Here is a 21,668-nt window from a genome sequence, read left to right on the forward strand (position 1 = left end):
GGCTTTAGTCCGTCTTGCCTTGCTGGGGCACCGCCGGCTGCGCGCCCGGCAGGATGGGCAGTATCGGCGCGCCGGTGTCGGGCAATACCGGGTTAGATGTGGGCTGGGCGTTCTGCTGCAGCGCGCGTATCGACTCGTAGCGGTCCAGGGTTACCTGGTCGGCGCCGAGCTGGTTGCGCAGCACCACCGGGCGCAGGAAGACCAGCAGATTGGTCTTGATGCGCTTGCGGTTCTCACTCTTGAACAGGCTGCCCAGCAGCGGGACACTGCCCAGGCCCGGCACCTTGTCCTCGCCGTCGGTGTATTCGTCCTTCATCAGCCCGCCCAGCACGATGATCTGGCCATCGTCGGCCAGCACCGTGGTCTCGATCGAGCTCTTGTCGGTGGTCGGGCCGGCACTGTTGGTCTCGCCCTTTACTACCGAGGAATTCTCCTGGTAGATGACCATGCGCACTGTGCCGCCTTCGCCGACCTGGCTCTTGATGCGCAGGGTCAGGCCGACGTCCTTGCGTTCGATGGTCTGGAAGGGGTTGACCGTACCGCCGGTGCCGGCGCCGGTGTTGGTGAAGGAGCCGGTGATGAAAGGCACGTTGCTGCCAATCACGATCTTGGCTTCCTCGTTGTCCAGCGCCACCAGATTGGGCGTCGACAGGATGTTGACGCCGGTCTGGGTCTCGAGAAAGTTGGCGATAGCGCCCAGCGTGTAGAAGTCGCCGACCTTTTTCAGCACGCCGATATTCAGGCCCTGGCTGACGCCCTGGCCTATGGTCGTGCCGAGCGTGGTACGGCCACCGGCCGTGGCGGCCGAGAGATTGATGATGTTGGCATTGCCGCTACCGAAGCTGGTGCCCAGGCCGGAGATGGTGGAGTCGCCCTTGTTGCCAAACAGGTTCTGCCACTGCACGCCGAACTGCCCGGTCTTGCTGACGTCGACCTTGACGATCATCGACTCCACATAGATCTGGGCACGCCTGCCGTCGAGTTGGTCGATCACCGCGCGCACCTGACGGTAAAGCGGTTCGGCGGCGGTGATGATCAGCGAGTTGGTCGAGGGGTCGGCCTGGATAAAGCCGCCGGTCGACGGGCCGGCCGAGGCACTGACGGGCGTCGTCGCAGCCGATGAGCTACCGGTGCTGCTGTTATTGCTGCCGCCGCTGCCGGTGGCGCTGATCGTGCCCTGGGCGGCTGGCGTCAGCTGGGCGTTGTTGCTGGAACTACCGGTGCTGCTGCCGCTGCCGCCGCCCGCGCCACCGAAGGCGGCGCGCAGCACCACGGCCAGCTTGGCGGCCTCGGCATTCTTCAGATGCACGACGCGGATGCCCGGCGCGTCGCCATCGGGCAGCGGCTGGTCGAGCTTGGCTATGGTGGCGCGTGCGCTGGCCAGCCGGGCCGGATTGGCCGCGCGCAGTATCAGCGCATTGCTGCGCGGGTCGACCAGCACGCTCAGCGATCCGCTGGCCTGGCCGGGCGCACCGGCGACGGCGCTGCTGCCGCCCTCGCCGAGTTTTTGCACCAGGGCCGCGATGTCGACGGCCAAGGCATGCTTGAGCGGCACGACCTCGATATCGGTGCTGGACGGCGTGTCCATCGCCGCGATGATGCGCGTGAGCCGCTGCAGGTTCTCGGCGTAGTCGGTGATCACCAGGCTGTTGTTGCCCGGGTTGGCATTGATGGTGTTGTTGGGGCTGATCAGCGGGCGCAGCACGGCCACCAGATTGTTGGCGTTCTCGTGGTTGAGCTTGTAGATCTGGGTCATCACCTGGTCGCCGCGCTGGCTGCTGACGCCCACCGCGACCGCGCCGGTCTGCAGCTTGGCGTCGGCCTCGGGCACGACCTTGTAGAGGCCGCCGGCCTCGACCACCGTGAAGCCCAGGCCGCGCAGCCCGGCCAGATAGCTCAGATAGGCCTCGCGCACGCTCAGCGGCTGCTCGCTGTAGAGCGTGATCACGCCCTTGACCCGCGGGTCGATGACGAACTGGCGGTCCATCATCACGCCGATGGCGCGCGTCACGGCCTCGATGTCGGCGTTGACGAAGTTCAGCGTCACCGGGGTCTGGGCCTTCAGCGCCGGGCCGCGCGCGGCCGCAGTGGGCGTCTGGGCCTGCGCCGGCGCGGCAGCGGCCAGGGCCAGCAGGGCCAGCAGCGGGAGGAGCCGGTGTTTCTTGATCATCTCGTTCATCCAATCGAGATCACCGAACGGGCGCCTTGGCGCCGGCCGATGATGTTCAGAAGATTGTTCAGCGCGGCTTCGCGCTCGGGTGCGGCCTGGGCCTCGCCCTGGAAACGGGCCTTGCCGCCGCTCAGCACGCCCTGGCCGCTTAGCAGCAACGCGCCCTCGAGCGTGCTCAGGCGCAGCGTCGAGACACCGGCCGCTGCCGGATCGGCCGCGACGCTGAAGCGGTAGCTGCCCAGCGGCGCCAGGGTCGAGACACGCGAGGACAGGTTGACGAAGTCAAGGTCCAGCTGGCCCAGCTGGCGCCAGCGCCCCTGCGCCCATTCGAGCCGGAACTCGCGCGCGCTCAAGCGCATGCCACCGCCCAGCTGCAAGGTATTCCAGGGCGTGCCCAGCCCGCCCAGCCAGGCGGCCGGGAAGCGCGTCAGCCAGTCGGCGCCTTGCTGCTGCGGCAGGCTAAGGCCCAAACTGCCCAGGCCCGGTTGCAGCAGGATCTGCAGCTCGCCGTTGATGCAGCAGGCCTGGCGCGCGCTCAGCAGCAGGCCCAGGCCCTTGGGCGCCAGCGTCCATTCAATGCGGCCGGGCAGCAGGCTGGCGTCGCGGCTGCCGGTGCCGCCGGTCAGTACCAGCACGCCGCTGCCGCTCCAGAGGCTACCGCGGGTTTCGGCCAGCAGCAGATGGCCATTGCTAGCCTGGGCCAGGCCACGTGCCAGCCAACTGGCCGGTGCGAACAGGATCAGGCCAATCAGGGCTCCGACTAGGGCGCCGCCGAGACTCCAGCGCAGACTCGGAGGTTTGATCATGCCGGTGCTCCCAGCGCCAGCACGATGCTGCCGCTGAAGCCCTGCGGGCCGCGCTGCAAGGTCGCCTCGACAGGGCGCGCCCGGGCGGCGCTGCGCACCTCGCCGAGCCAAGCTTGCAGTGCCTCGCTGCCGACGCCGTTGAGGCTCAGTACGGCGCGTTCGCCACTGATCGACAGGCGCGCGGCCGGCCCCAGATGCTCGCTGGCCGCCTTCAGCGCCTGCAGCGACTGCGCCGCCGGCACGGCCGGCTGCTCGCGCAGCTCGCGCGCTTCCTGCGCCAGGCGCTGCATCTGCTGCAGCTGGGCATCGAGCTGGCTCAGCTGGCCCGGCGCGGCGCGCACGGTGCGCAGCGCCGGTTGCACCGCGACGCTCCACAGCAGCAGCAGGCCCAGCGCGGCCGCGCCCAGCTGCGCGATGGTGCGCTCGCGCTCACCCAGCGCCTGCCAGCGCGACTTCAACTGCTGCCATTGGGCCGCCTGCTCGGGGCTGAGGGCGAATCCGAGGGTCTTTCTTCTGCTGCTCATAGGGCGCGGGCGCGGCTCAGGGCCATGCGGCCATCATTGATCTCGAGCTGCCAGCCTTCGCTGTGCAGCTGGCGACGGAACTGCTGGATCTGGGCCTCGCTCCAACCGGCGGCGGGGATCAGCAGCCGGCCGGTCTCGAAGGACAGCGCATCGGCCGGGCCGCGCTCGGCCGGCCAGGCGGTGGCGGCGGCGGCCAGCAGTGTTTCCAGGTCCTGTTCGCCGGCCCGGCCGGCGCTGGCGCGCAGCAACTCGGTCTCGCGCTGCATCTGCAGTGGCGCATCAAGGATGGCGCGCACCTGCGGGTGGGTGTTGCTGAGCGTCTGGTTCAGCGCGGCGCGCCGCTCACCGAGCTCGCTCCTGAGCTGCCAGGCCCACAGATTCAGGCCCAGCAGCTGCACCGCCACCAGGCCGGCCAGGCCCCAGCGCACCGGGCGCCAGCGGCTGCTCATCAGGCTGCGCCAGACCTCGCGCAGCGCGCGGATGCCACGGGTGCGCGGTGCCAGTTCGAACTGGCGCAGATTCCAGGGGCTGTTGATGGCGTGCAGTGCGCGCTCGGCGTCGGACAGCGGCGCCACGGCCGTGCCCAGCCAGTGCTCGGCGGCACCGATCACGCCGGGCGAGCCAGTCCAGCGTGCGGCTTGCACCACTGCAGCCGGGAACAGGTCGCGGGCCAGGCTGCCCTGCAGGCACAGCGTGCTGACGCCGTCGGCATGGCTCCAGCGCAGCCCGCATGGATCGGGCTGGGCCGGATCGCGCGCGCTGGCGAAGAAATGGCCGCGCGCCTGGGCCTCGGGCCAGGACAGCGGCGCCAGCCGGTCGACAAAGACCTGGGCCTGTTCCAGATGCGCCAGCTGCTCGACCAGCCAGGCCTTATGCGTCACAACGACCCAGGCCTGCTCGCCGGCTTGCACCCCGGGCTCGATGGCGAAGTGCAGGCTCTCGGTGTCGTCGAGCAAGGCTTCTTCCATCGTGCCGGCCAGCGCGGCGCGCAGGTGGGCACGCGCGGCACGCGGCAGCGCCAGCCGGTGCCAGCTCAGGTCGGCCTCGGCGGGCACCGCGATCACGGTGTCGGCGCGCGGCAGCAGCGCGGCGACGCTGCGACCCTGGGCCGTCGCCTGGACGCCGTCGTGGCTCAGCACATAGTCGTACTCACGGCCGTGCTCGCCACGGCTCAGGCCGTCGGGCGTGGCTTGGCCTTGGGCGCGCAGTCGGCCACGCTGGGGCAGGAGCAGGATCAGGGTGGTCATGGCTTATGGGTGGGGCATTCTAGGAGCAGCTTGTGTCGGCCCGACGCTCATCGTCCGGCTTCGAGCACCAAGTTGACGCGCTGGCGGTTCAGCACCAGCATGTCCAGGTCGCGGCGTTGTACCAGCGAGCGCTCCTCCAGCACCCGTGCCTCGAGCCGCAGCCGGCCGTTGACGATGAAGTAGGAGGAGACGAAGGCGGCGCGCTCGCCGCTGAGCACAACACCCTCGGGCAGCAGGGCCTTGGCGTCTTCCAGATTGCGCATGGGCGAGTTCTGGCGCTGCTGCACGACGCGCTCGGCCGACGCCAGGTCCATGCCGTCGAACAGCGCCGCGATCACCTCGCGCGGCGCGGTGTTCAGATTGACCGGTGTGCGCGCCGGCAGCAGGGTCAGCAGCGGCCGCAGCCGGGCCACGATCTCGGCCGGGATGCCCAGCCATTGCAGCTGCTCGAGGGTCTGCGGGCGCAGCGGCGCCTGGGCCTCGGGCTTGTCAGCAAAGGCGGCGCGCAGCTGGCCGGCGATCTTGGCGGCGGTATCGGCCGGCACACCGGCGCTCTCGCACAGGCGGGTCAGGGTGCGCAACTCCAGGGCCTGGGCGGCCTCGTCGCCGCCGACCAGATTGCGCAGGTTGTACTGGGCCTGGGCATCCAGCAGCGTGCCGGACAGAAAGGCCTCGGGCCCCTCGTCCTTGCCGGTGTCTTCACTGGCGTTCGTGCGGTCGGCGGCCAGAAAGGTCGAGAGCCTGGCTTCGGCCAGCGGCACGGCCCAGACCTCGCCGAGATGGTCGACGGGATCGTTGCGGTTGGCGCGCGCGTCCTCACGCAGTATCAGCCGGGCCCAGTCCAGCGCGCCCTGCAGAATCCAGGCGGACTGCGCGCGAGCACGGTCCGCGGCCTCGATCTGCACCGCCCGGTACTGACGCCACACCATGGCCGAGGCCAGGCTGGCGACCAAGGCGACGATCAGCAGCGCCGTCAACAGCGCGGCGCCCCGGCTCCGGGCGTTTCTCATGATTGCGGCCCCAGCACGACCTGCCGGGTCAGCGGCCCGCCATGGCCGCTGCCGGGCGCGAACTGCAGAATCATCCGCACGCCACCGGGCAGCACCCGGCCGGGGCCGGCCGGGCCCGAGGCCGCGGGTGGCGCCTGCTTGACGTCGTCGCTGGACATGGCATTGCTCCAGGCATTGCCGCGATAGAAGAACATCTGCCAGCCGCTGACGCCGTCCAGCGCCATCAGCTGCCGGTCCTGGTCGGCCAGGCCTTGCTGGCTGCGCTGCAGGGCGTCGTTCAGTGCCGCGACGGTGCTGAGCGTCGCGCTCTCCCAGCGGTAGAGCCGGCCCTCGCGCACGGTCCAGGCCACCAGCTGCAGGCCGCCGGGCTGCTGGCGGGTGATACGCAGGCTGGCGCCGTCGAAGCTCAATGGGCTGACGTCGCCGCCGCCGTCCTGCAGCGAGCGCAGATCCTGTTCCCATTGCGCCAGCACGGTTTGCAGCCGCTCGGTCTGCGCCAGGCTGCCCTGGCTGATGTCGCGGCTGCGCAGCATGCCGTCGATGCCGCGCCAGGACATCACCGCGATGGCGGCCATGATGAGCAGAGCCACCAGCACCTCGACCAGGGTAAAGCCGCGCTCGCGTCCGTGCACCTTCAGTACCTTCCGACGATGGTGGACAGGCTCAAAAGCGGCACGCCCTGATCATTGGCGATCAGCGCGTCGACGCGGCGGAAATTCGGGTTCGGCGTCGGCCGCACGACCAGGCGCCCGGCATAGTCGCGGCCCAGCTGGCTGCAGGCGAACTCGATATCACCGACGCCGGGGAACTGCCGCGCCAGGCGCAGCTCGGTCAGTTGGTTCTCGGCGCACCACTGCGCGGCGCTGACCTGGGCCAGTCGCTCGGCATTGCCGGTCAGCGCGCCGGCCGCCTTCAGCCCGGCCGCCAGCGTGATCGCGACGATGGCCAGCGCCACCAGCACCTCGATCAAGGTAAAGCCTTGCAAAGCTCTCTTCACGGGGCGGTCTCGGGCTCGTGCTGCGGCTCGAACGGCCCTAGGCCGTCGGTCACCAGCGCGATGCGCTGCGCGCCCAGGCGCAGGCGCAGGCGCTGGGCGCCAACCATCGGTTCCGGCCCGAGCTGAACCGAGCGTGCGCCGACGATCTCCACCGCCACCGCCTCGCCCAGCCAGCGTCGCGGCAGCTGCATGCGCTCGGGCAGGCCGCGAAAGCGGAACTGGTCGCCCGAGTCATCGCTGACCGGCGCCCATTGCACCGTCAGCCCGGCCGCACGCGCCTCGGCACGCGCGGTCTCAAACAGTGCCGCGAGGCGTTCGGCCTCGCGCTCCAGCTGCGCCCCGGCCGGGTCGCGCAATGCCAGGCTCAAGGTCGCCGTTGCGATCGCAATCAAGGCCACGACGACCAGCAGCTCGATCAGCGTAAAGCCGCGAACGAGGCTGCTTGACCGTCCGTCGGGCCGTTCCACCCTACTGCCAGGAGCCGATGTCGGCGTCCTTGCCCTCGCCGCCGGCCTGGCCATCGGCGCCATAGCTGTAGACATCGATCTCGCCCTTCACGCCCGGGTTGGCGAACTGGTAGGGGCGGCCCCAGGGGTCGTTGGGCAGCTTCTCGACATAGGGCTTCCAGTTGGCCGGGGCCGGGCCGCTGCTGGGCTTGCGCACCAGGGCCTCCAGGCCCTGTTCGCCGGTGGGGAAGCGTTGGTTGTCGAGCTTGTAGAGCTTCAGCGCCTGCATCAGGTTGTTGACGTCGGTGCGCGCGGCGGTGACGCGGGCGTCATCGGCCCGGTCCAGCACATTGGGCACGATCAGGGCGGCCAGCACGCCGATGATGACGAGCACCACCAGCAACTCGATCAGGGTGAAGCCGCGCGGGCGGCGTGACGTTTTTTTAACGCTGAGGCTTGGCATGGAGTCGCCCGGTTGTCGCATTGGCATGAATCATAATCGGCGCATGCTCGCACGATTGTTGACCTTTACCGTCTGGGCCCTGCTGGCCCTGTGCAGCGCCTTCTGGTTGCTGAAGCTCTTGCCGGCGCCGCTGCCTGTGCCGCCGCAGGCGCTGCCGGCCGCCGACGGTACGGGGCCGCGTGCCGACCTGAGCCGCTTGTTCGGCGCGCCGCAGGCCGCGCCGGTGGCCGAGGTGGCGGTACCGGTTGACGGGCGCTACAAGCTGGTCGGCCTGGTGGCGCCCAAGCAGGGCGGTGGCCGCCATGCCGGCGAGGGCGTCGCGGTGATCACGGTGGACAACGCGCCGGCACGCACGGTGCGGGTTGGTGCGGCGGTCGACGGCGAGTTGCAGCTGCTGGCGCTGGACGGCAATTCGGCGGCATTGGGCCGCCAGGGTGTGGTCAGCCTGCGCCTGACCTTGGCGCCGCCGGTGCCGGCCGCAACCGGCAGCCTGCCGGCCGCCGTCGCGCTGCCGCCGCCTCAGATCAACAGCAACCCGCCGCCGCAGGCCTTGCCGGTGATGCCGCCCGCACAGCAACTGCCGCCGGAGCTCCCGCCCGCCCAGACCGGACAGGACGGCAATACCGGCAATACCCGCTGATCGTCAGCGCTTGCTGAGCGGGCCGCCGGCGGTGCTGAGCGGCTGGGTCAGCATGGGCAGCGGCGCCGAGTCGGTTGCGCCGGGCCGGTCGGCCAGCTCATGCAGATCGGTCAGCAGCGCGCCGGCGCTGCGTATCAGCGGCCAGGCGAGCGCGGCGCCGGTGCCGTCCGCGCTCTGCATGCCCAGTTCCAGCAGGGCCGAGGCATGGAACAGGGCTAGCGCTTCGTCCAGGCCACGGTGCGCGTGGCTGCGGCAGAACACCGCATAGTCGGTCACCGGTGCGGCGATCAACGCGGCGATCTTCAGCGCCGCGCAGGCGGACATGCCGTCGACGATGATCAGCTGGCGTTTGCTGGCGGCCACCAGCATGGCGCCGACCATCACCGCGATCTCGTAGCCGCCCAGCCCCGCCAGCACCTCCATCGGCTCCTGCAGTTCGCGGTGCCGCGCCTGGGCGCCTTGCAGGATATGCAGCAGCCGGGCCAGATCGTCCTGGCGCATATCGGGGCCGGACACGATGAAGTCGCGCAGCGGGCTGTCGGCCAGGCGGGACAGCATCAGCGCCGCGCTTTCTTCCGAGCCCTGGCCAAGGCCGGCGCAGGCCAGCACATTGCCGCTCAGGCTGTCGGCAATCTCCATGCCGACGCGCACGCCGGCATGGGCTTGTTCCATGCTCATCGCCGGGCCGACGCGAGAGTTGCGTGTGCCATGGGCGATCTTGCGCGACAGCAGCCGGGCATGGGGCAACAGCGGCTCGGCGATGCCGCAGTCCACCACGGTCAGCTGTAGTCCTTGCTGACGCGCGAACACCGCGACCGGCAGCCGGTGCTGCAGGGCCAGCAGGGCTTGCTCGCGGGTGGAGCGGCCGTGCAACAGGGCGATGCCCTCCACCGCGATGCCGTGGTCGGCGGCGAACAGCAGCAAGGCGGGGTCGCGAAAGCGCGGGGTCAGGGTGTTCTGCACCAGGCCCAGGCGCACCGCCAGCGGCTCCAGTTCGCCCAGGCCGCCGGCGATCGCGGCGCGCCGATCGACGCGCTCGCGCAAGGCGCGCTCGAGCTCGGGATTGGCGGTCGGCGAGATCAGCGACTGGTGGATGGGCATGGCTGGCTGGATTCTGGGCTATGCGCCGGCCGCCGTCATCCGCACTTGCCCGGCAGCGCTCAGCGCAGGAAGAGCTTGTAGACCGGGTTGCTGCTCTCGTCCTCGTAGGGATAGTTGAGCGAGTCGAGGAAGTCGCGCAGCGCCGCGCTGTCACCCCGCGGCACCTGGATGCCGACCAGGATGCGGCCGTAGTCGGCGCCCTGATTGCGGTAATGGAACAGGCTGATGTTCCATTCCGGGTGCATGCTGGACAGGAAGCGCATCAGCGCGCCGGGCCGCTCCGGGAAGATGAAGCGGTACAGGCGCTCGTTCTTGGCCAGCTCGCTGCGACCGCCCACCATATGGCGCACATGCTGCTTGGCCAGCTCGTTGTCGCTCAGATCGACCGCCGGGAAGCCATGCTTGGCAAACTGGCGGGCCAGCTTGTCGGCCTCTTCGCGCTTGGTGATGGCGACGCCGACAAAGACATGGGCCTCGTTCTGGTCCGAGATGCGGTAATTGAACTCTGTCACGCTGCGCGGGCCGAGCAGCTCACAAAAGCGCTTGAAGCTGCCGCGCTCTTCGGGAATGGTGACCGCGAACAGGGCTTCGCGCTGCTCACCGACCTCGGCACGCTCGGCGACGAAGCGCAGGCGGTCGAAGTTCATATTGGCGCCGCAGGTGATGGCGATCAAGGTCTGAGCCTTGGCGCCAGTCTTGGCCACATATTGCTTGAGCGCGGCCACACCCATCGCGCCGGAGGGCTCCAGGATGCTGCGGGTGTCTTCGAACACGTCCTTGATCGCGGCGCAGACCGCGTCGGTGTCGACGACGATGTAGTCATCGACCAGGGCTTGGGTGATGCGGAAGGTCTCCTCGCCGACCAGCTTGACGGCCGTGCCGTCGGCGAACAGGCCGACGTCCTGCAGTTGCACCCGCTTGCCGGCCTTGATCGAGCGCAACATCGCGTCGGAATCCTTGGTCTGCACGCCGATCACCCGGATCTCGGGGCGCACCGCCTTGATATAGGCGGCGATGCCGGAGATCATGCCGCCGCCGCCGATGGCGACAAAGATGGCATCAATGGGGCCTGGATGCTGGCGCAGGATTTCCATCGCGATCGTGCCCTGGCCGGCGATCACGTCCGGATCGTCGAAGGGATGGACGAAGGTCAGCTTCTGCTCGCGTTCCAATTCCAGCGCGCGGCCGTAGGCATCGGTGAAGCTGTCGCCGTGCAGCACGACCTCGCCGCCCATCGCCTGCACTGCATCAATCTTGACCTTGGGCGTGGTGATGGGCATCACGATGACGGCGCGGCAGCCCAGCTTCTTGGCCGATAGCGCCACGCCCTGGGCATGGTTGCCGGCCGAGGCGCAGATCACGCCCTGCGCACGCGCCTCGGGGCTCAGATGCGCCATCTTGTTGTAGGCGCCGCGCAGCTTGAAGCTGAATACCGGCTGGGTGTCCTCGCGCTTGAGCAGCACCTTGTTGGCCAGGCGTTTGGAGAGGTTCTTGGCGGCATCCAGGGCGGTCTCGTCGGCGACCTCGTAGACCTTGGCATTCAGAATTCGCTGCAGATAGCTGTCACCGCTGGGCATCAGGGCGGGCTTGCCGATGCTGGTGGATCGGGTGGTGCGGGGCTTCCGTGCAGGGCCGGCCATGAATGCTCTCCAATGCGGGGTGTTGCGGCGCAGCATCATAAGCCAGGGCCTGCCGGCGCTTCGCCGCCTGCGTGGGCACGAAAAAAAGCCCGAGTCCTTGCGGGCTCGGGCTGAATCCACCATGGAGGCGGTGGAGGAGACAATGGGTGCAAAGAAGAAAACGCATAGGCGCCAAGGCGCGAACTTGTTCGTTTGTTTTCGTTTGCTTGCTTAGAATTCTACTCGCAGCTTATGTTGCGCCGCAATATTTTTTCACCAAGCGGCGGTGGAAAGTCACAGGGCAAAGCAAGATGGAATGCACGATCAACTGGATGGGGGCCGATGGCATGGCTTTTGTCGCCGAAACGGGCAGCGGCCATCTGCTGAATATGGACGGGGCCCCTGCGGGCGGCGGTCGCAATCTGGCGCCGCGGCCGATGGAGACGGTGCTGGCCGGCACCGGCGGCTGCACAGCCTATGACGTGGTGCTGATACTCAAGCGCGGCCGCCAGGACGTGCGTGGCTGCCAGGTCAAGGTCAAGGCTGAGCGGGCCGAAACCGACCCCAAGGTCTTCACGCAGATCCATATGCATTTCATCGTCAGCGGCCGGGGCCTGAACCCGGGCGCGGTCGAGCGGGCGGTGGCGCTGTCGCATGAAAAGTACTGCTCGGCCAGCATCATGCTGGCCAAGACGGCCGAGATCACCACATCGATCGAGCTGGTCGAGGTCTGATCAGATGCGGTGAGCCGTCACCGTCATCACCTTGGCGGCCAGGCGCATCAGGCCCTTGACTGGGGCCGGCAATTCGCTGGCCCCGGCGGCGAGCGCCTCTTCGGCATGCCGCGCTTCATCGAGTTTCATCTGCTCGACGATGGCGCGTGAGCCGGCATCGTTGGCCGGCAGTCGGTCCAGATGGCTGGCCAGATGCTGCTCGACCTGGCGCTCGGTCTCGACGACAAAGCCCAGGCTGACACGGTCACCGGCCAGGCCGGCGAGCGCGCCCAGTGCGAACGCGCCGCCATACCAGAGCGGGTTCAGATAGCTGGTGTGGCTGTTCAGGTCCAGCAGGCGATCACGGGTCCAGGCCAGGTGGTCGATTTCTTCGGCGGCGGCCTCGTGGAAATGAGCGCGCAGCTGCTCATTGCGGCAGACCAGAGCCTGCGATTGATATAGCGCCTGGGCGCACACCTCGCCGACATGGTTGACCCGCATTAGGGCGGCCGACAGCCGCCGCTCGGCCTCGCTCATTGCGATGGGATCGGCCGCAGCCTTGGGCGTGCTGCGCCCAGCGGTGTAGGCGCCGAACAATGCACGCAAGCCCTTGTCCAGGCTGGCAATCAGGCGGTCTTTGGCGTCAAGTCTTTGTTGGGCGTGCATACGCCAATAGTTTAGAGGCGGCCCTGCTGTTTACCCCTGGCTTGGCCAAGTTTTGGGGCTTCAAATTGCGCTTTGTCAATCACTAGCGCCGTGTTGCTGTTCTGTGACGATTTTGAAGTCCGGGTGTCTCGTTGCGCGATGACAACGATGCCTTGGTTTTTCCTCTCGGTCGGCTGGTCATTCAGGGTTTGCTCTGGTGCAATACAGCAACTTCCGCTGAGGAGGTTGGCCTGATCAGCCCCGCAAGAGGGCTTCCCGGATCGGGGCCTCTTATTCAACCTAGGAGAAACGAATGAAGAAATCCCTGATTGCGTTGGCCGTGCTCGGCTCTATGGTCGGTGCTGCGTCGGCACAGTCGTCCGTCACGCTGTTCGGCGGCGTTGACTTGAACCTGCGCTACAACAAAGGCGCCGGCTTGACCACCAAGACCATGGGCACCGACGGCATCTACAGCAGCCGTTGGGGCGTGCGTGGCGTCGAAGATCTGGGCGGTGGCCTGAAGGCCGGTTTCTGGCTGGAAGCTGCGATCAACCCCGATGACGGCACGACCAATGCGTCGCGTTTCTGGCATCGTCGTACCTCGGTCAGCCTGATGGGTGACTTTGGCGAAGTGCGTCTGGGTCGTTTCCTGACCAACCAGTTCACGGCCTATGCTGACTTCGACCCGTTCGGCACCAATGGTGTGGGTGACTCGAGCAAGTTCTACAGCAGCAATGCCGCTGGCTTGAATGGTGCGATCACCAGCAGCACCCGTGCTGACAACATCGTCGCGTATTACCTGCCTTCGAACCTGGGCGGTTTCTACGGCTCGGCTGAAGTGGCTGCCGGCGAAGGTGCCGCTGCCCCTGGTAACAACAACAAGTACCTGGGCCTGCGCCTGGGCTACGCTGCTGGCCCGCTGAACGTCAGCGCCGCGTTCTCGAACGCTGATCCGGACACCTCGAATGCCGACTACAAGCGCACGACCTTCAGTGGTTCGTACGATCTTGGCGTGGTCAAGCTGATGGGCTTCTACTCGCAGAACAAGTTCGGCGCGTCCAAGCAGAAGATCGGCCTGATTGGCGCCAGTGCACCGTTGGGTAGCGGCACGGTGCGTGCTTCGTACATCAAGGCAACGAACACCTCGCAGATCGCCCTGGGTTACATCCACGATCTGTCGAAGCGTACGGCTCTGTATGGGACCGTGGCCCGCGTCAGCAATGAGCGGGGTTCCAATGTTCGAGTGGCAGGCCCGGCCACGTGGACGGCCAGCACTCTCAACGCGCGCTTCAATGGCGCCGACAACGGCGGCGTCGAAGTCGGCGTGCGTCACCCCGTCTGATTCCGCGCTCGCGCAAGCGAGCTTGTGGATTCAGCGAAACCGTCCCTCGGGGCGGTTTTTTTATGCCTGTTCCAATTCCGTCAAATACGCCTGTCGCACAAGCGACAGGGTTATCGCCTGTGGGTCGGTCGCCACAAACCGATGTCTGCCTCGTCGCCTGCGGCTCAGAATACGAGCACAAGAATTTTTCAAGCAGGAGACATTGATGAGCAAGAAGAAGACCTTCCTGGTTCTGGGCCTGTTGGCCGGCAGCGTCAGCGCCGCCTGGGCACAGTCCTCGGTGACTGTGTACGGCATCCTGGATGGCGGTGTCAGCTACACCTCGGGGATCGCCGGTGGTGCCCGCAAGCAGGTGGTGAGCGGCATCATGGACGGTTCGCGCCTGGGCTTCCGTGGCAACGAGGATATCGGTGGCGGCTATCGTGCGCTGTTCGTGCTGGAGAATCGCCTGGAGCTGGATACTGGCACCAACAGCAACACGCCCGTCTCCGGCACCACCTTCCTGCCGGACCGCTGGGGCAAACAGTCGGCGATCTTCACGCCGACCAATTTCGGCCTGCCCGGCGTCCCACCTGCTGTGGTTGCTGGGGCCACGGCAGGCTGGAATTCGGCCTTGCAAGCCGTGACCACCGCCTTGGGCGGGCGCCTTGCCGCAAACTCGTTTGGCGTCAATATCGGCAATGCGCGATTCTGGGATCGTCAAGCTTATGTGGGCCTGGTCACGCCTTTTGGCGCGGTGCTGGCCGGGCGTCAGTACACCCCGGCTTATGAACTGAATGCGGCCTTCGACACGATGGCCACGCAATCCAGCCTGGCGGCGGGTCAGGTGGCGGCGGTGCCTGCCGTGATCGATATCCGCCAATCGAATGCGCTGCAGTACCGCATCCAGCAGGGCGGCTTGTCCGCCAGCGTGATGGTGGCTGCCGGCGAGGGTTCGACCTCCCAGGGGCGCTTCTATGGCGCGATGGTTCAGTACAAGACCGATGCCTACGGTGTCGGCGTTGGCATGAACGCCAAGGACAATGAACTGGGCCAGCGCTCGCTGCGCTCCATCACGCTGGGTGCATCGGCCAAGGTCGGTCCCGGCACCGTGAGCTTCTTGTACAACGATATCTCCGACCCCAATCCCTCGGGACTGTCGGCGCTGTTGGACGGCTTGCGTTCGGAACTGACCGGTCGGGTCATACCGATGTTCACGGCTGGCATCAATCAGCAGGCGGCCGGTCTCGGTAACTTGCTAGCCAGCCGGATCAATGTCGATGGCCTGGTCAACGACTACAAGTCGGCCTTTGTGCAGGATGCTGCAGCTTTCAGCATCGGCTATCGCATGACCATGGGGCAGCACACCTTCTACACCGCGTTCAACCGCCTGGATGACAAGACGCGTATCAATGCCGACACGGACTCTTACGGTGTGGCCTACAGCTACGCGCTGTCCAAGCGCACCGATCTGAATTTCGTGCTGACGCATTTCGACAACAAGGGCATGGGCCAGGCCGCACCCGGCCAGGCCGGTTTCCTGGGTGGCTTCACCAGTGCGCCGGGCGTGGACTCCAACAATGTGGCGATGGGCATCCGCCACCGCTTCTGAGTGGATGTTCAAGGCGTGATGGCACCGTGGTGCCGTCAACACAAGGCCGCTGCGAAGCGGCCTTTTTTATGCACGCTTATCTGCCGTGACTTTTCACCGAGCGATGATGACGGCCTTGCTCTAGTTTCTTGCCATGCCGTACCGATTCAGACCCTGCCTGCTGCTTGTCCCCGTTCTGCTGATGCTGGGCTGTGCCCAGACGCCCGAGCGGCAGCCGCAGGAGCCGGTGCTGGAGGGCTGGTCGGCGCGCGAGCTGCCGGGCAAGCGGGCCACCCGCTACAGCCTGGCCCGACGTGAGGGCAGGGCCTGTGTTCACGCGCAGGCCGATCAGTCCGCCAGCCTGTGGCGGCGCCGCTTGCAGCTGGATCCGCAGCAGCTGGGTCCGCTGGAGTTCGACTGGTGGATCGCCGGCCAGCCGGGTGGTGCCACGGTGACCGACCCCGAGACCGACGACGCGTCGGCGCGGCTGGTGCTGGCTTTCGATGGAGACGCGAGTCGCTTGTCGGCGCGCAACCGCATGATGTTCGAGCTGGCCCACACCCTCAGCGGCGAGGCGCCGCCCTTCGCGACGCTGATGTATGTCTGGGATGCCCAGGCCGCACCCGAGACCGTGGTGATCAGCCGGCGCAGCGACCGGGTGCGCAAGATCGTTGTCGGCTCCGGCCCCAGCGCCAAGCCGCGCTGGCAGCGCTTCAAACGCGACGTCGCGGCAGACTATCGCCGTGCGTTTGGCGAGTTGCCCGGCCCCTTGATCGGTGCGGCCTTCATGACCGATGCCGACAACACCCGCAGCCGGGCTGAGGCTTGTTATGGGACGCTGGTGTTCCGCGATGGCGAGCAGCGCAGCCTGCCGGGCAGCCTGCTGTTCTGACACTTACTTTCGTCGCTGGCCCATCAGGGCTTTCCCGTTTGTAGCGCCGGGCAGACTTCTCCATGATGGCGCCCAGATGACGTCGCCCCGACTTGGTGCCTCGCTCATCGCTTGCCGTGACAGGCGGGTGCATTGCTTCGAAGAAGCAATGCTTGGCCTGATTCATGCGTACCATGCGCTCAGCAATGGCCCCGATGCACCCCTCACTCTCTGCTGACAAAGCGCCGAACAAGACATGCTAGTTTTTATTCTGAGACGCCTTGCCCAGGCCATCGCCGTGATGCTGACGGTGGCCTTCATTGCCTTCATGCTGTTCCAGTACGTCGGCGATCCGGTGACCAATCTGCTGGGCCAGGACGCGACCCCTGAGCAGCGCGAGCAACTGCGCAAGGACCTGGGCCTGGATGATCCCTTTCCGGTCCAGTTCGCCAAATTCATCGGCAACGCGGTGCAGGGCGAGTTCGGCCTGAGCCTGCGCCAGGGCCGCAAGGTCTCGACCCTGATCGCCGAGCGTTTCCCGGCTACGCTGGAGCTGTCGATGGCGGCCGGTGTGATCGCGCTGGGCGTCGGGATTCCGCTGGGGGTTTATGCAGCGCTGCGGCGCGGCCGCTTTCTCTCGCAGATGCTGATGACGCTGTCGCTGCTGGGCGTGTCGCTGCCGACCTTTCTGATCGGCATCCTGCTGATCCTGATCTTTGCCGTGACGCTCAAATGGCTGCCCAGCTTCGGCCGCGGTGATGTCGTCGCCCTGGGCACGTGGACCACCGGACTGCTGACCGTCGACGGGCTCAAGCATCTGATACTGCCAGCGATCACACTGTCGGTGTTTCAGCTGACCCTGATCATGCGGCTGGTGCGCTCGGAGATGCTGGAGGTGCTGCGCACCGACTACATCAAGTTTGCACGCGCCCGCGGACTCAGCAATAACGCGGTCTACTTCGGCCATGCGCTGAAGAACACCCTGGTGCCGGTGATCACCATCACCGGTCTGCAACTCGGCTCGCTGATTGCTTTTGCCATCATCACCGAGACCGTGTTCCAGTGGCCCGGCATGGGCCTGCTCTTCATTCAGGCGGTGCAGTTCGCCGACATCCCTGTGATGGCTGCCTATCTGTGCCTGATCTCCTTCATCTTCGTCACCATCAATCTGCTGGTCGACATGCTTTATTTCGCGGTCGACCCGCGCTTGCGCATCGAAGGCAAGGCCGGAGGCCATTGATGAGCGGCGCCTACCAGCGACTCAGTGCGCTGCATGGCGAGCTGACCGCGCTGCGGCGCGAGTTGCACGCCATGCCCGAGCTGGGTTTCCAGGAGACGCGCACGGCGGCCCGCGTGGTCGAGGCCTTGCGCCTGTGCGGGGTCGACGAGATCCACACCGGCATCGGGCGCACCGGCGTGGTCGCGCTGATCCATGGCCAGGGCGGCGCGGGAGGCCGCCTGCTGGGGCTGCGCGCCGATATGGATGCGCTGCCGCTGCAGGAAGACAACGACTTCGCCTGGCGCTCGGCCAGCCCGGGCCTGATGCATGCCTGCGGCCATGATGGCCATACGACCATGCTGATCGGCGCGGCCCGCTACCTCGCACAGACACGGGCTTTTGCCGGCACGGCCGTGCTGATCTTTCAGCCCGGCGAGGAGGGCTATGCCGGCGCGCGCGAGATGATCAATGACGGCCTGTTCGAGCGCTTCCCGGTCGAATCGGTCTACGCGATGCACAACTGGCCGCAGATGCCGGCCGGCCATATCGGCATCAATCGCGGCGCGATGATGGCGGCGGCCGATCAGGTCGAGATCGTGTTGACCGGGCGCGGGGGCCACGGCGCGCACCCGCACCTGGCGGTCGATCCGGTGCTGATGGCCGGCCATGTGATCACGGCTGTGCAAAGCCTGGTGTCGCGCAATGTGGCGCCGCTGGACCAGGCCGTGGTCAGCCTGTGCTCGCTGCGTGCCGGCGAACCGGGCGCCTTCAGCGTGATCCCGCGCGAGGCCCGGCTGACCGGCACGGTGCGCAGCTTCCGGCCCGAGGTGCAGCTGCTGATCGAGCAGCGTCTGGCCGAGCTGGTGCAGTCGCTGGCCCAGGGCTTCGGTGGCAGTGCCAGCGTCAGCTACCAGCGCCTGTACCCGGCCACCATCAACTCGGCCGCCGAGGCCGATTTCGCGGCCGATGTCGCCGAGCGTCTGGTCGGCGCGGCCCGCCTCAATCGCGAGCTGCCGCCCAGCATGGGCTCGGAGGACTTCTCCTTCATGCTGCAGGTCAAGCCGGGCGCCTATCTGCGCCTGGGCCAGGCGCGCACCGAGGGCGAGAACTGCGGCCTGCACAACCCCCGTTACGACTTCAATGATGAGGTTCTGCCTCTGGGTGCGGCGCTGTTCGCCGGCCTGGTCGAGCAGGGCCTGCCCCTATCACCGTCCGGAGTATCCACGCCATGAGTTCCCCGAGTTCCCCTGTTGCTGCGGCACCGAATGCCTTGCAGCGATTTTTCGATGGTGATGTCTGGCATTCCTTCCGCGCCTCGCCGACGGCCATCATCGCGGCCATCATCGCCTTCATCTGCGTGTTCTGCGCGCTGTTCGCCGAGTTCGTCGCGCCGCATAACCCGTTTGATCTGGCTTCGCTGGAGCTGATGGATGCGCGTCTGCCGCCGGCCTGGATGGAGGGTGGAAGCAGCAAATACCTGCTGGGTACCGACGACCAGGGCCGTGACCTGCTGTCGGCGCTGATGTATGGCGCGCGCATCTCTCTGTTTGTCGGCCTGGCCTCGGTCGTGCTGTCGATGATCATCGGTGTCGGCCTGGGTCTGCTGGCCGGCTTTGTCGGCGGCAAGGTCGATGCCTTCATCATGCGGGTCTGCGATGTGATGCTGTCCTTCCCGTCCATCCTGGTGGCGCTGCTGATCGATGGCGTCGGTCGGGCCATGTTCCCGAATGCGCACGATGCGCTGGCCTTCGGCGTGCTGATCTTCGCGATCGCGCTGACCGGCTGGGTGCAGTACGCCCGCACGGTGCGCGGCTCGACCATGGTGGAGCGCAACAAGGAGTATGTGCAGGCGGCCCGCGTGATCGGCGTCAGCTCGCTGCGCATCATGCGCAAGCATGTGCTGCCCAATGTGCTGGGGCCGGTGCTGGTGCTGGCAACCATCCAGGTCGCGGCCGCCATCATCACCGAGGCGACCCTGTCCTTTCTGGGGGTCGGCGTGCCGCCGACCAGCCCGTCGCTGGGTACCTTGATCCGGGTCGGCAACGACTTCCTGTTCTCCGGTGAATGGTGGATCACGATCTGGCCCGGCGTGATGCTGGTGCTGATCGCCCTGTCCGTGAACCTGCTCGGCGATTGGCTGCGCGACGCCCTCAATCCCCGCCTGCGCTAAGAGTTTTCTATGACCGCACCTCTTCTTGAAGTCCGCCATCTGCGGGTCGAGTTCCCGACCCGGCGCGGCACCCTGCTGGCGCTGGACGACATCAATTTCGACATCGCGCCCGGCGAGATTCTCGGCGTGGTCGGCGAGTCCGGTGCCGGCAAATCGCTGACCGGCGCCTCCATCATCGGCCTGCTCGATCCTCCGGGGCGCATCGCCTCCGGCGAGATCCTGCTGGAAGGCCGGCGCATCGACAATCTGCCCTATGACGAGATGCGCAAGATCCGCGGCCGCCAGATCGGCGCGATCTTCCAGGACCCGCTGACCTCGCTGAACCCGCTTTACACGGTGGGGCAGCAGTTGATCGAGACCATCACGACGCATCTGAACCTTAGCGAAAGCCAGGCGCGCAAGCGGGCAATCGAGCTGTTGGAGCAGACCGGCATCCCGGCCGCCGCGCAGCGCATCGACCAGTATCCGCACCAGTTCTCCGGCGGCATGCGTCAGCGCGTCGTGATCGCGCTGGCCCTGGCGGCCGAGCCCAAGCTGATCGTGGCCGACGAGCCGACCACGGCGCTCGATGTCTCGATCCAGGCGCAAATCATTTCGCTGCTCAAGCGCATCTGCAAGGAGCAGGGCGCCGCCGTGATGCTGGTGACGCACGATATGGGCGTGATCGCCGAGACCTGCGACCGCGTCGCTGTGATGTATGCGGGTCGGGTCGCCGAGATCGGCCCGGTCCACGATGTGATCCACAAGCCGGCGCATCCCTACACGGCCGGCCTGATGGGCTCGATCCCCGCGATGGACGAGGACCGCGAGCGCCTGCTGCAGATCGACGGCGCGATGCCGCGCCTGAACTCCATCCCCAATGGCTGCGCCTACAACCCGCGCTGCCCCAAAGTCTTCGGCCGCTGCCGTACCGAGCGCCCCGAACTGCTGGCCACAGGCGCGACCCGCGCCTCATGCTGGCTGCATGCTGCCGAGAAGGAAACCGTTGTATGAGCCGCCCGCTGGTTGAAGTCCAGGACCTCGCCAAGATCTTCGATGTCTCGCAGCCCTGGTTGAATCGCGTCGTCGAACGCAAGCCCAGGCAATTCGTGCACGCCGTTGACGGTGTCAGCTTCAGCATCCAGAAGGGCAAGACCCTGGCCCTGGTCGGTGAGTCCGGCTGCGGCAAGAGCACGGTGGCACGCTTGCTGGTGGGTCTCTACAAGCCGACCCGCGGCAAGGTCAGCGTGGACGGCATCGACACCGCCCAGACCTTGGCAGGCTCCGGTGCCCAGGCCCTGCGCCGGCGCATGCAGATGATTTTCCAGGATCCCTATGCCTCGCTGAACCCGCGCTGGAAGGTGCAGGACATCATCGGCGAGCCGCTGCGCGAGCACGGCCTGATCAGCGAGGCCGAGGAGTTGAAGGCGCGCGTCGGCGAGTTGCTGCAGTCGGTGGGCCTGACGCCCAGCGACCGCGAGAAGTTCCCGCACCAGTTCTCCGGCGGTCAGCGCCAGCGCATCTCGATTGCCCGCGCGCTGGCCACCCAGCCCGAGTTCCTGGTCTGTGATGAGCCGACCTCGGCGCTGGATGTCTCGGTGCAGGCCCAGGTGCTGAACATCATGAAGGACTTGCAGCGCGAGCGCGGCCTGACCTATCTGTTCATCTCGCACAACCTCGCGGTGGTGCGCCATGTTTCGGACCAGGTCGGCGTGATGTATCTGGGCCGCCTGGTCGAGGTGGCCGACAAGGCCGATCTGTTCGGCCGCCCGCGCCATCCCTACACCCGCATGCTGCTGGATGCGATTCCCGATATCCATATGAGCGGGCGCGCCCGCACGCCGGTGCAGGGCGAGGTGCCAAACCCGCTGAGCCCGCCCAGCGGCTGCAGCTTCCATCCGCGCTGCCCCCATGCCAACGAGCGCTGCAAGGCCGAGCGCCCGCCGCTACAGGATTTTCAGGGCATCAAGGTGGCCTGCCACGCGGTGGAAGAAGGCCGGATCTAGCGGCCTGTCGTGGGGGCTGATGCTGCCTGTTTGGGGGCAGGCAGAGTCAGCGGGCCTTTTTGCCCACAGGCCGTCAGCAGCAGGGTGATCAGCAGCAGGCCTACACTTGCGTTTGTCTTTTTCATTCCGC

23 protein-coding genes are annotated in these 21,668 nt (G+C 67.0%); 10 read left to right on the forward strand and 13 right to left on the reverse strand.

The features are described 5' to 3' along the window. Positions 1 to 4: 4 nt before the first annotated feature. The 9 genes from gspD to gspG are packed head-to-tail and all read right to left on the reverse strand — an operon-like array spanning position 5 to position 7,663. Positions 5 to 2,170, reverse strand: coding sequence for a type II secretion system secretin GspD (gene gspD / locus PO768_RS01135; protein ID WP_272644523.1), 2,166 nt, complete (start codon positions 2,168 to 2,170; stop codon positions 5 to 7). A 5-nt stretch (positions 2,171 to 2,175) separates the two neighbouring features. Then, positions 2,176 to 2,976: a type II secretion system protein N gene (gspN, locus tag PO768_RS01140; RefSeq protein ID WP_272644524.1), complete on the reverse strand. Its 801-nt coding sequence runs from the start codon at positions 2,974 to 2,976 to the stop codon at positions 2,176 to 2,178. Next, entirely contained in the window at positions 2,973 to 3,500 is a 528-nt protein-coding gene (gene gspM / locus PO768_RS01145) for a type II secretion system protein GspM (RefSeq protein WP_272644525.1), read from the reverse strand. The genes gspN and gspM overlap by 4 nt, the downstream gene beginning before the upstream one ends. Then, complete coding sequence (gspL, locus tag PO768_RS01150; RefSeq protein WP_272644526.1) at positions 3,497 to 4,747, reverse strand: type II secretion system protein GspL; 1,251 nt, start codon at positions 4,745 to 4,747, stop codon at positions 3,497 to 3,499. Before gspL ends, gspM begins: the two co-directional genes overlap by 4 nt. A gap of 47 nt (positions 4,748 to 4,794) precedes the next feature. After that, positions 4,795 to 5,757 carry a type II secretion system minor pseudopilin GspK gene (gene gspK / locus PO768_RS01155; RefSeq protein ID WP_272644527.1) on the reverse strand — a complete coding sequence of 321 codons (963 nt, stop codon included), beginning with the start codon at positions 5,755 to 5,757 and terminating at the stop codon, positions 4,795 to 4,797. Then, on the reverse strand, positions 5,754 to 6,389 hold the full coding sequence (locus tag PO768_RS01160) for a type II secretion system protein GspJ (RefSeq protein ID WP_272644528.1): 636 nt from the start codon (positions 6,387 to 6,389) through the stop codon (positions 5,754 to 5,756). Before PO768_RS01160 ends, gspK begins: the two co-directional genes overlap by 4 nt. A gap of 2 nt (positions 6,390 to 6,391) precedes the next feature. Then, the gene (gene gspI / locus PO768_RS01165; protein ID WP_137941480.1) at positions 6,392 to 6,754 is read right to left on the reverse strand and encodes a type II secretion system minor pseudopilin GspI; all 363 of its coding nucleotides are present in this window, start codon (positions 6,752 to 6,754) and stop codon (positions 6,392 to 6,394) included. Continuing rightward, positions 6,751 to 7,221, reverse strand: a complete 471-nt coding sequence (locus PO768_RS01170) for a type II secretion system protein (protein ID WP_272644529.1) — start codon at positions 7,219 to 7,221, stop codon at positions 6,751 to 6,753. Before PO768_RS01170 ends, gspI begins: the two co-directional genes overlap by 4 nt. A gap of 1 nt (position 7,222) precedes the next feature. Then, the gene (gspG, locus tag PO768_RS01175; protein ID WP_272644530.1) at positions 7,223 to 7,663 is read right to left on the reverse strand and encodes a type II secretion system major pseudopilin GspG; all 441 of its coding nucleotides are present in this window, start codon (positions 7,661 to 7,663) and stop codon (positions 7,223 to 7,225) included. Between the two features lie 43 nt (positions 7,664 to 7,706). Between gspG and PO768_RS01180 the strand changes: the two genes are divergently transcribed. Continuing rightward, entirely contained in the window at positions 7,707 to 8,303 is a 597-nt protein-coding gene (locus PO768_RS01180) for a hypothetical protein (RefSeq protein ID WP_272644531.1), read from the forward strand. A 3-nt stretch (positions 8,304 to 8,306) separates the two neighbouring features. Here PO768_RS01180 and PO768_RS01185 read toward each other — a convergent pair whose 3' ends face one another. Both PO768_RS01185 and ilvA read right to left on the reverse strand, forming a co-directional pair. After that, positions 8,307 to 9,404: a nicotinate-nucleotide--dimethylbenzimidazole phosphoribosyltransferase gene (locus tag PO768_RS01185; RefSeq protein WP_272644532.1), complete on the reverse strand. Its 1,098-nt coding sequence runs from the start codon at positions 9,402 to 9,404 to the stop codon at positions 8,307 to 8,309. Positions 9,405 to 9,463: 59 nt separating this feature from the next. Beyond that, entirely contained in the window at positions 9,464 to 11,044 is a 1,581-nt protein-coding gene (gene ilvA / locus PO768_RS01190; RefSeq protein ID WP_442953159.1) for a threonine ammonia-lyase, biosynthetic, read from the reverse strand. 290 nt (positions 11,045 to 11,334) lie between these two features. Between ilvA and PO768_RS01195 the strand changes: the two genes are divergently transcribed. Beyond that, positions 11,335 to 11,757, forward strand: a complete 423-nt coding sequence (locus PO768_RS01195; protein ID WP_272644533.1) for an OsmC family protein — start codon at positions 11,335 to 11,337, stop codon at positions 11,755 to 11,757. On the opposite strand, the gene coq7 is transcribed toward PO768_RS01195, so the two are convergent. Next, positions 11,758 to 12,402, reverse strand: a complete 645-nt coding sequence (gene coq7, locus PO768_RS01200) for a 2-polyprenyl-3-methyl-6-methoxy-1,4-benzoquinone monooxygenase (RefSeq protein ID WP_272644534.1) — start codon at positions 12,400 to 12,402, stop codon at positions 11,758 to 11,760. Positions 12,403 to 12,694: 292 nt separating this feature from the next. Here coq7 and PO768_RS01205 point away from each other — a divergent pair, with 292 nt between their 5' ends. The 8 genes from PO768_RS01205 to PO768_RS01240 all read left to right on the forward strand — a co-directional run bounded on the left by PO768_RS01205 (position 12,695) and on the right by PO768_RS01240 (position 21,538). Next, positions 12,695 to 13,723 carry a porin gene (locus tag PO768_RS01205; RefSeq protein WP_272644535.1) on the forward strand — a complete coding sequence of 343 codons (1,029 nt, stop codon included), beginning with the start codon at positions 12,695 to 12,697 and terminating at the stop codon, positions 13,721 to 13,723. Beyond that, complete coding sequence (locus PO768_RS01210; protein ID WP_272644536.1) at positions 13,674 to 15,314, forward strand: porin; 1,641 nt, start codon at positions 13,674 to 13,676, stop codon at positions 15,312 to 15,314. The genes PO768_RS01205 and PO768_RS01210 overlap by 50 nt, the downstream gene beginning before the upstream one ends. Before the next feature lie 133 nt (positions 15,315 to 15,447). Then, the gene (locus PO768_RS01215; protein WP_272644537.1) at positions 15,448 to 16,185 is read left to right on the forward strand and encodes a DUF3047 domain-containing protein; all 738 of its coding nucleotides are present in this window, start codon (positions 15,448 to 15,450) and stop codon (positions 16,183 to 16,185) included. A gap of 235 nt (positions 16,186 to 16,420) precedes the next feature. Then, the gene (locus tag PO768_RS01220) at positions 16,421 to 17,404 is read left to right on the forward strand and encodes an ABC transporter permease (protein WP_266004520.1); all 984 of its coding nucleotides are present in this window, start codon (positions 16,421 to 16,423) and stop codon (positions 17,402 to 17,404) included. After that, positions 17,404 to 18,615 (forward strand): M20 aminoacylase family protein, encoded by a 1,212-nt coding sequence (locus PO768_RS01225; protein WP_137941489.1) that lies wholly within the window; start codon positions 17,404 to 17,406, stop codon positions 18,613 to 18,615. The genes PO768_RS01220 and PO768_RS01225 overlap by 1 nt, the downstream gene beginning before the upstream one ends. Continuing rightward, positions 18,612 to 19,553 (forward strand): ABC transporter permease, encoded by a 942-nt coding sequence (locus tag PO768_RS01230; RefSeq protein WP_137941490.1) that lies wholly within the window; start codon positions 18,612 to 18,614, stop codon positions 19,551 to 19,553. The genes PO768_RS01225 and PO768_RS01230 overlap by 4 nt, the downstream gene beginning before the upstream one ends. A gap of 9 nt (positions 19,554 to 19,562) precedes the next feature. After that, positions 19,563 to 20,546, forward strand: a complete 984-nt coding sequence (locus tag PO768_RS01235; protein ID WP_262971305.1) for an ABC transporter ATP-binding protein — start codon at positions 19,563 to 19,565, stop codon at positions 20,544 to 20,546. Continuing rightward, a complete protein-coding gene (locus PO768_RS01240; RefSeq protein ID WP_137941492.1) occupies positions 20,543 to 21,538 on the forward strand; it encodes an ABC transporter ATP-binding protein in 996 nt (331 codons plus the stop codon). Before PO768_RS01235 ends, PO768_RS01240 begins: the two co-directional genes overlap by 4 nt. Here the strand turns inward: PO768_RS01240 and lptM are convergent. After that, entirely contained in the window at positions 21,535 to 21,663 is a 129-nt protein-coding gene (gene lptM, locus PO768_RS29195; RefSeq protein WP_266004515.1) for an LPS translocon maturation chaperone LptM, read from the reverse strand. The genes PO768_RS01240 and lptM overlap by 4 nt on opposite strands. Positions 21,664 to 21,668 lie beyond the last annotated feature (5 nt).

The organism is Paucibacter sp. XJ19-41 (assembly GCF_028462495.1).
In the GTDB taxonomy this organism is placed as follows: domain Bacteria; phylum Pseudomonadota; class Gammaproteobacteria; order Burkholderiales; family Burkholderiaceae_C; genus Roseateles_E.

Coding starts and splice junctions, on each gene's coding strand:
- gspD (WP_272644523.1), bottom strand. CDS start 2,170: ATGATCAAGAAACACCGGCTCCTCCCGCTGCTGGCCCTGCTGGCCCTG.
- gspN (WP_272644524.1), bottom strand. CDS start 2,976: ATGATCAAACCTCCGAGTCTGCGCTGGAGTCTCGGCGGCGCCCTAGTC.
- gspM (WP_272644525.1), bottom strand. CDS start 3,500: ATGAGCAGCAGAAGAAAGACCCTCGGATTCGCCCTCAGCCCCGAGCAG.
- gspL (WP_272644526.1), bottom strand. CDS start 4,747: ATGACCACCCTGATCCTGCTCCTGCCCCAGCGTGGCCGACTGCGCGCC.
- gspK (WP_272644527.1), bottom strand. CDS start 5,757: ATGAGAAACGCCCGGAGCCGGGGCGCCGCGCTGTTGACGGCGCTGCTG.
- gspG (WP_272644530.1), bottom strand. CDS start 7,663: ATGCCAAGCCTCAGCGTTAAAAAAACGTCACGCCGCCCGCGCGGCTTC.
- PO768_RS01180 (WP_272644531.1), top strand. CDS start 7,707: ATGCTCGCACGATTGTTGACCTTTACCGTCTGGGCCCTGCTGGCCCTG.
- PO768_RS01185 (WP_272644532.1), bottom strand. CDS start 9,404: ATGCCCATCCACCAGTCGCTGATCTCGCCGACCGCCAATCCCGAGCTC.
- ilvA (WP_442953159.1), bottom strand. CDS start 11,044: ATGGCCGGCCCTGCACGGAAGCCCCGCACCACCCGATCCACCAGCATC.
- PO768_RS01195 (WP_272644533.1), top strand. CDS start 11,335: ATGGAATGCACGATCAACTGGATGGGGGCCGATGGCATGGCTTTTGTC.
- coq7 (WP_272644534.1), bottom strand. CDS start 12,402: ATGCACGCCCAACAAAGACTTGACGCCAAAGACCGCCTGATTGCCAGC.
- PO768_RS01205 (WP_272644535.1), top strand. CDS start 12,695: ATGAAGAAATCCCTGATTGCGTTGGCCGTGCTCGGCTCTATGGTCGGT.
- PO768_RS01210 (WP_272644536.1), top strand. CDS start 13,674: ATGGCGCCGACAACGGCGGCGTCGAAGTCGGCGTGCGTCACCCCGTCT.
- PO768_RS01215 (WP_272644537.1), top strand. CDS start 15,448: ATGCCGTACCGATTCAGACCCTGCCTGCTGCTTGTCCCCGTTCTGCTG.
- PO768_RS01220 (WP_266004520.1), top strand. CDS start 16,421: ATGCTAGTTTTTATTCTGAGACGCCTTGCCCAGGCCATCGCCGTGATG.
- PO768_RS01225 (WP_137941489.1), top strand. CDS start 17,404: ATGAGCGGCGCCTACCAGCGACTCAGTGCGCTGCATGGCGAGCTGACC.
- PO768_RS01230 (WP_137941490.1), top strand. CDS start 18,612: ATGAGTTCCCCGAGTTCCCCTGTTGCTGCGGCACCGAATGCCTTGCAG.
- PO768_RS01235 (WP_262971305.1), top strand. CDS start 19,563: ATGACCGCACCTCTTCTTGAAGTCCGCCATCTGCGGGTCGAGTTCCCG.
- PO768_RS01240 (WP_137941492.1), top strand. CDS start 20,543: ATGAGCCGCCCGCTGGTTGAAGTCCAGGACCTCGCCAAGATCTTCGAT.
- lptM (WP_266004515.1), bottom strand. CDS start 21,663: ATGAAAAAGACAAACGCAAGTGTAGGCCTGCTGCTGATCACCCTGCTG.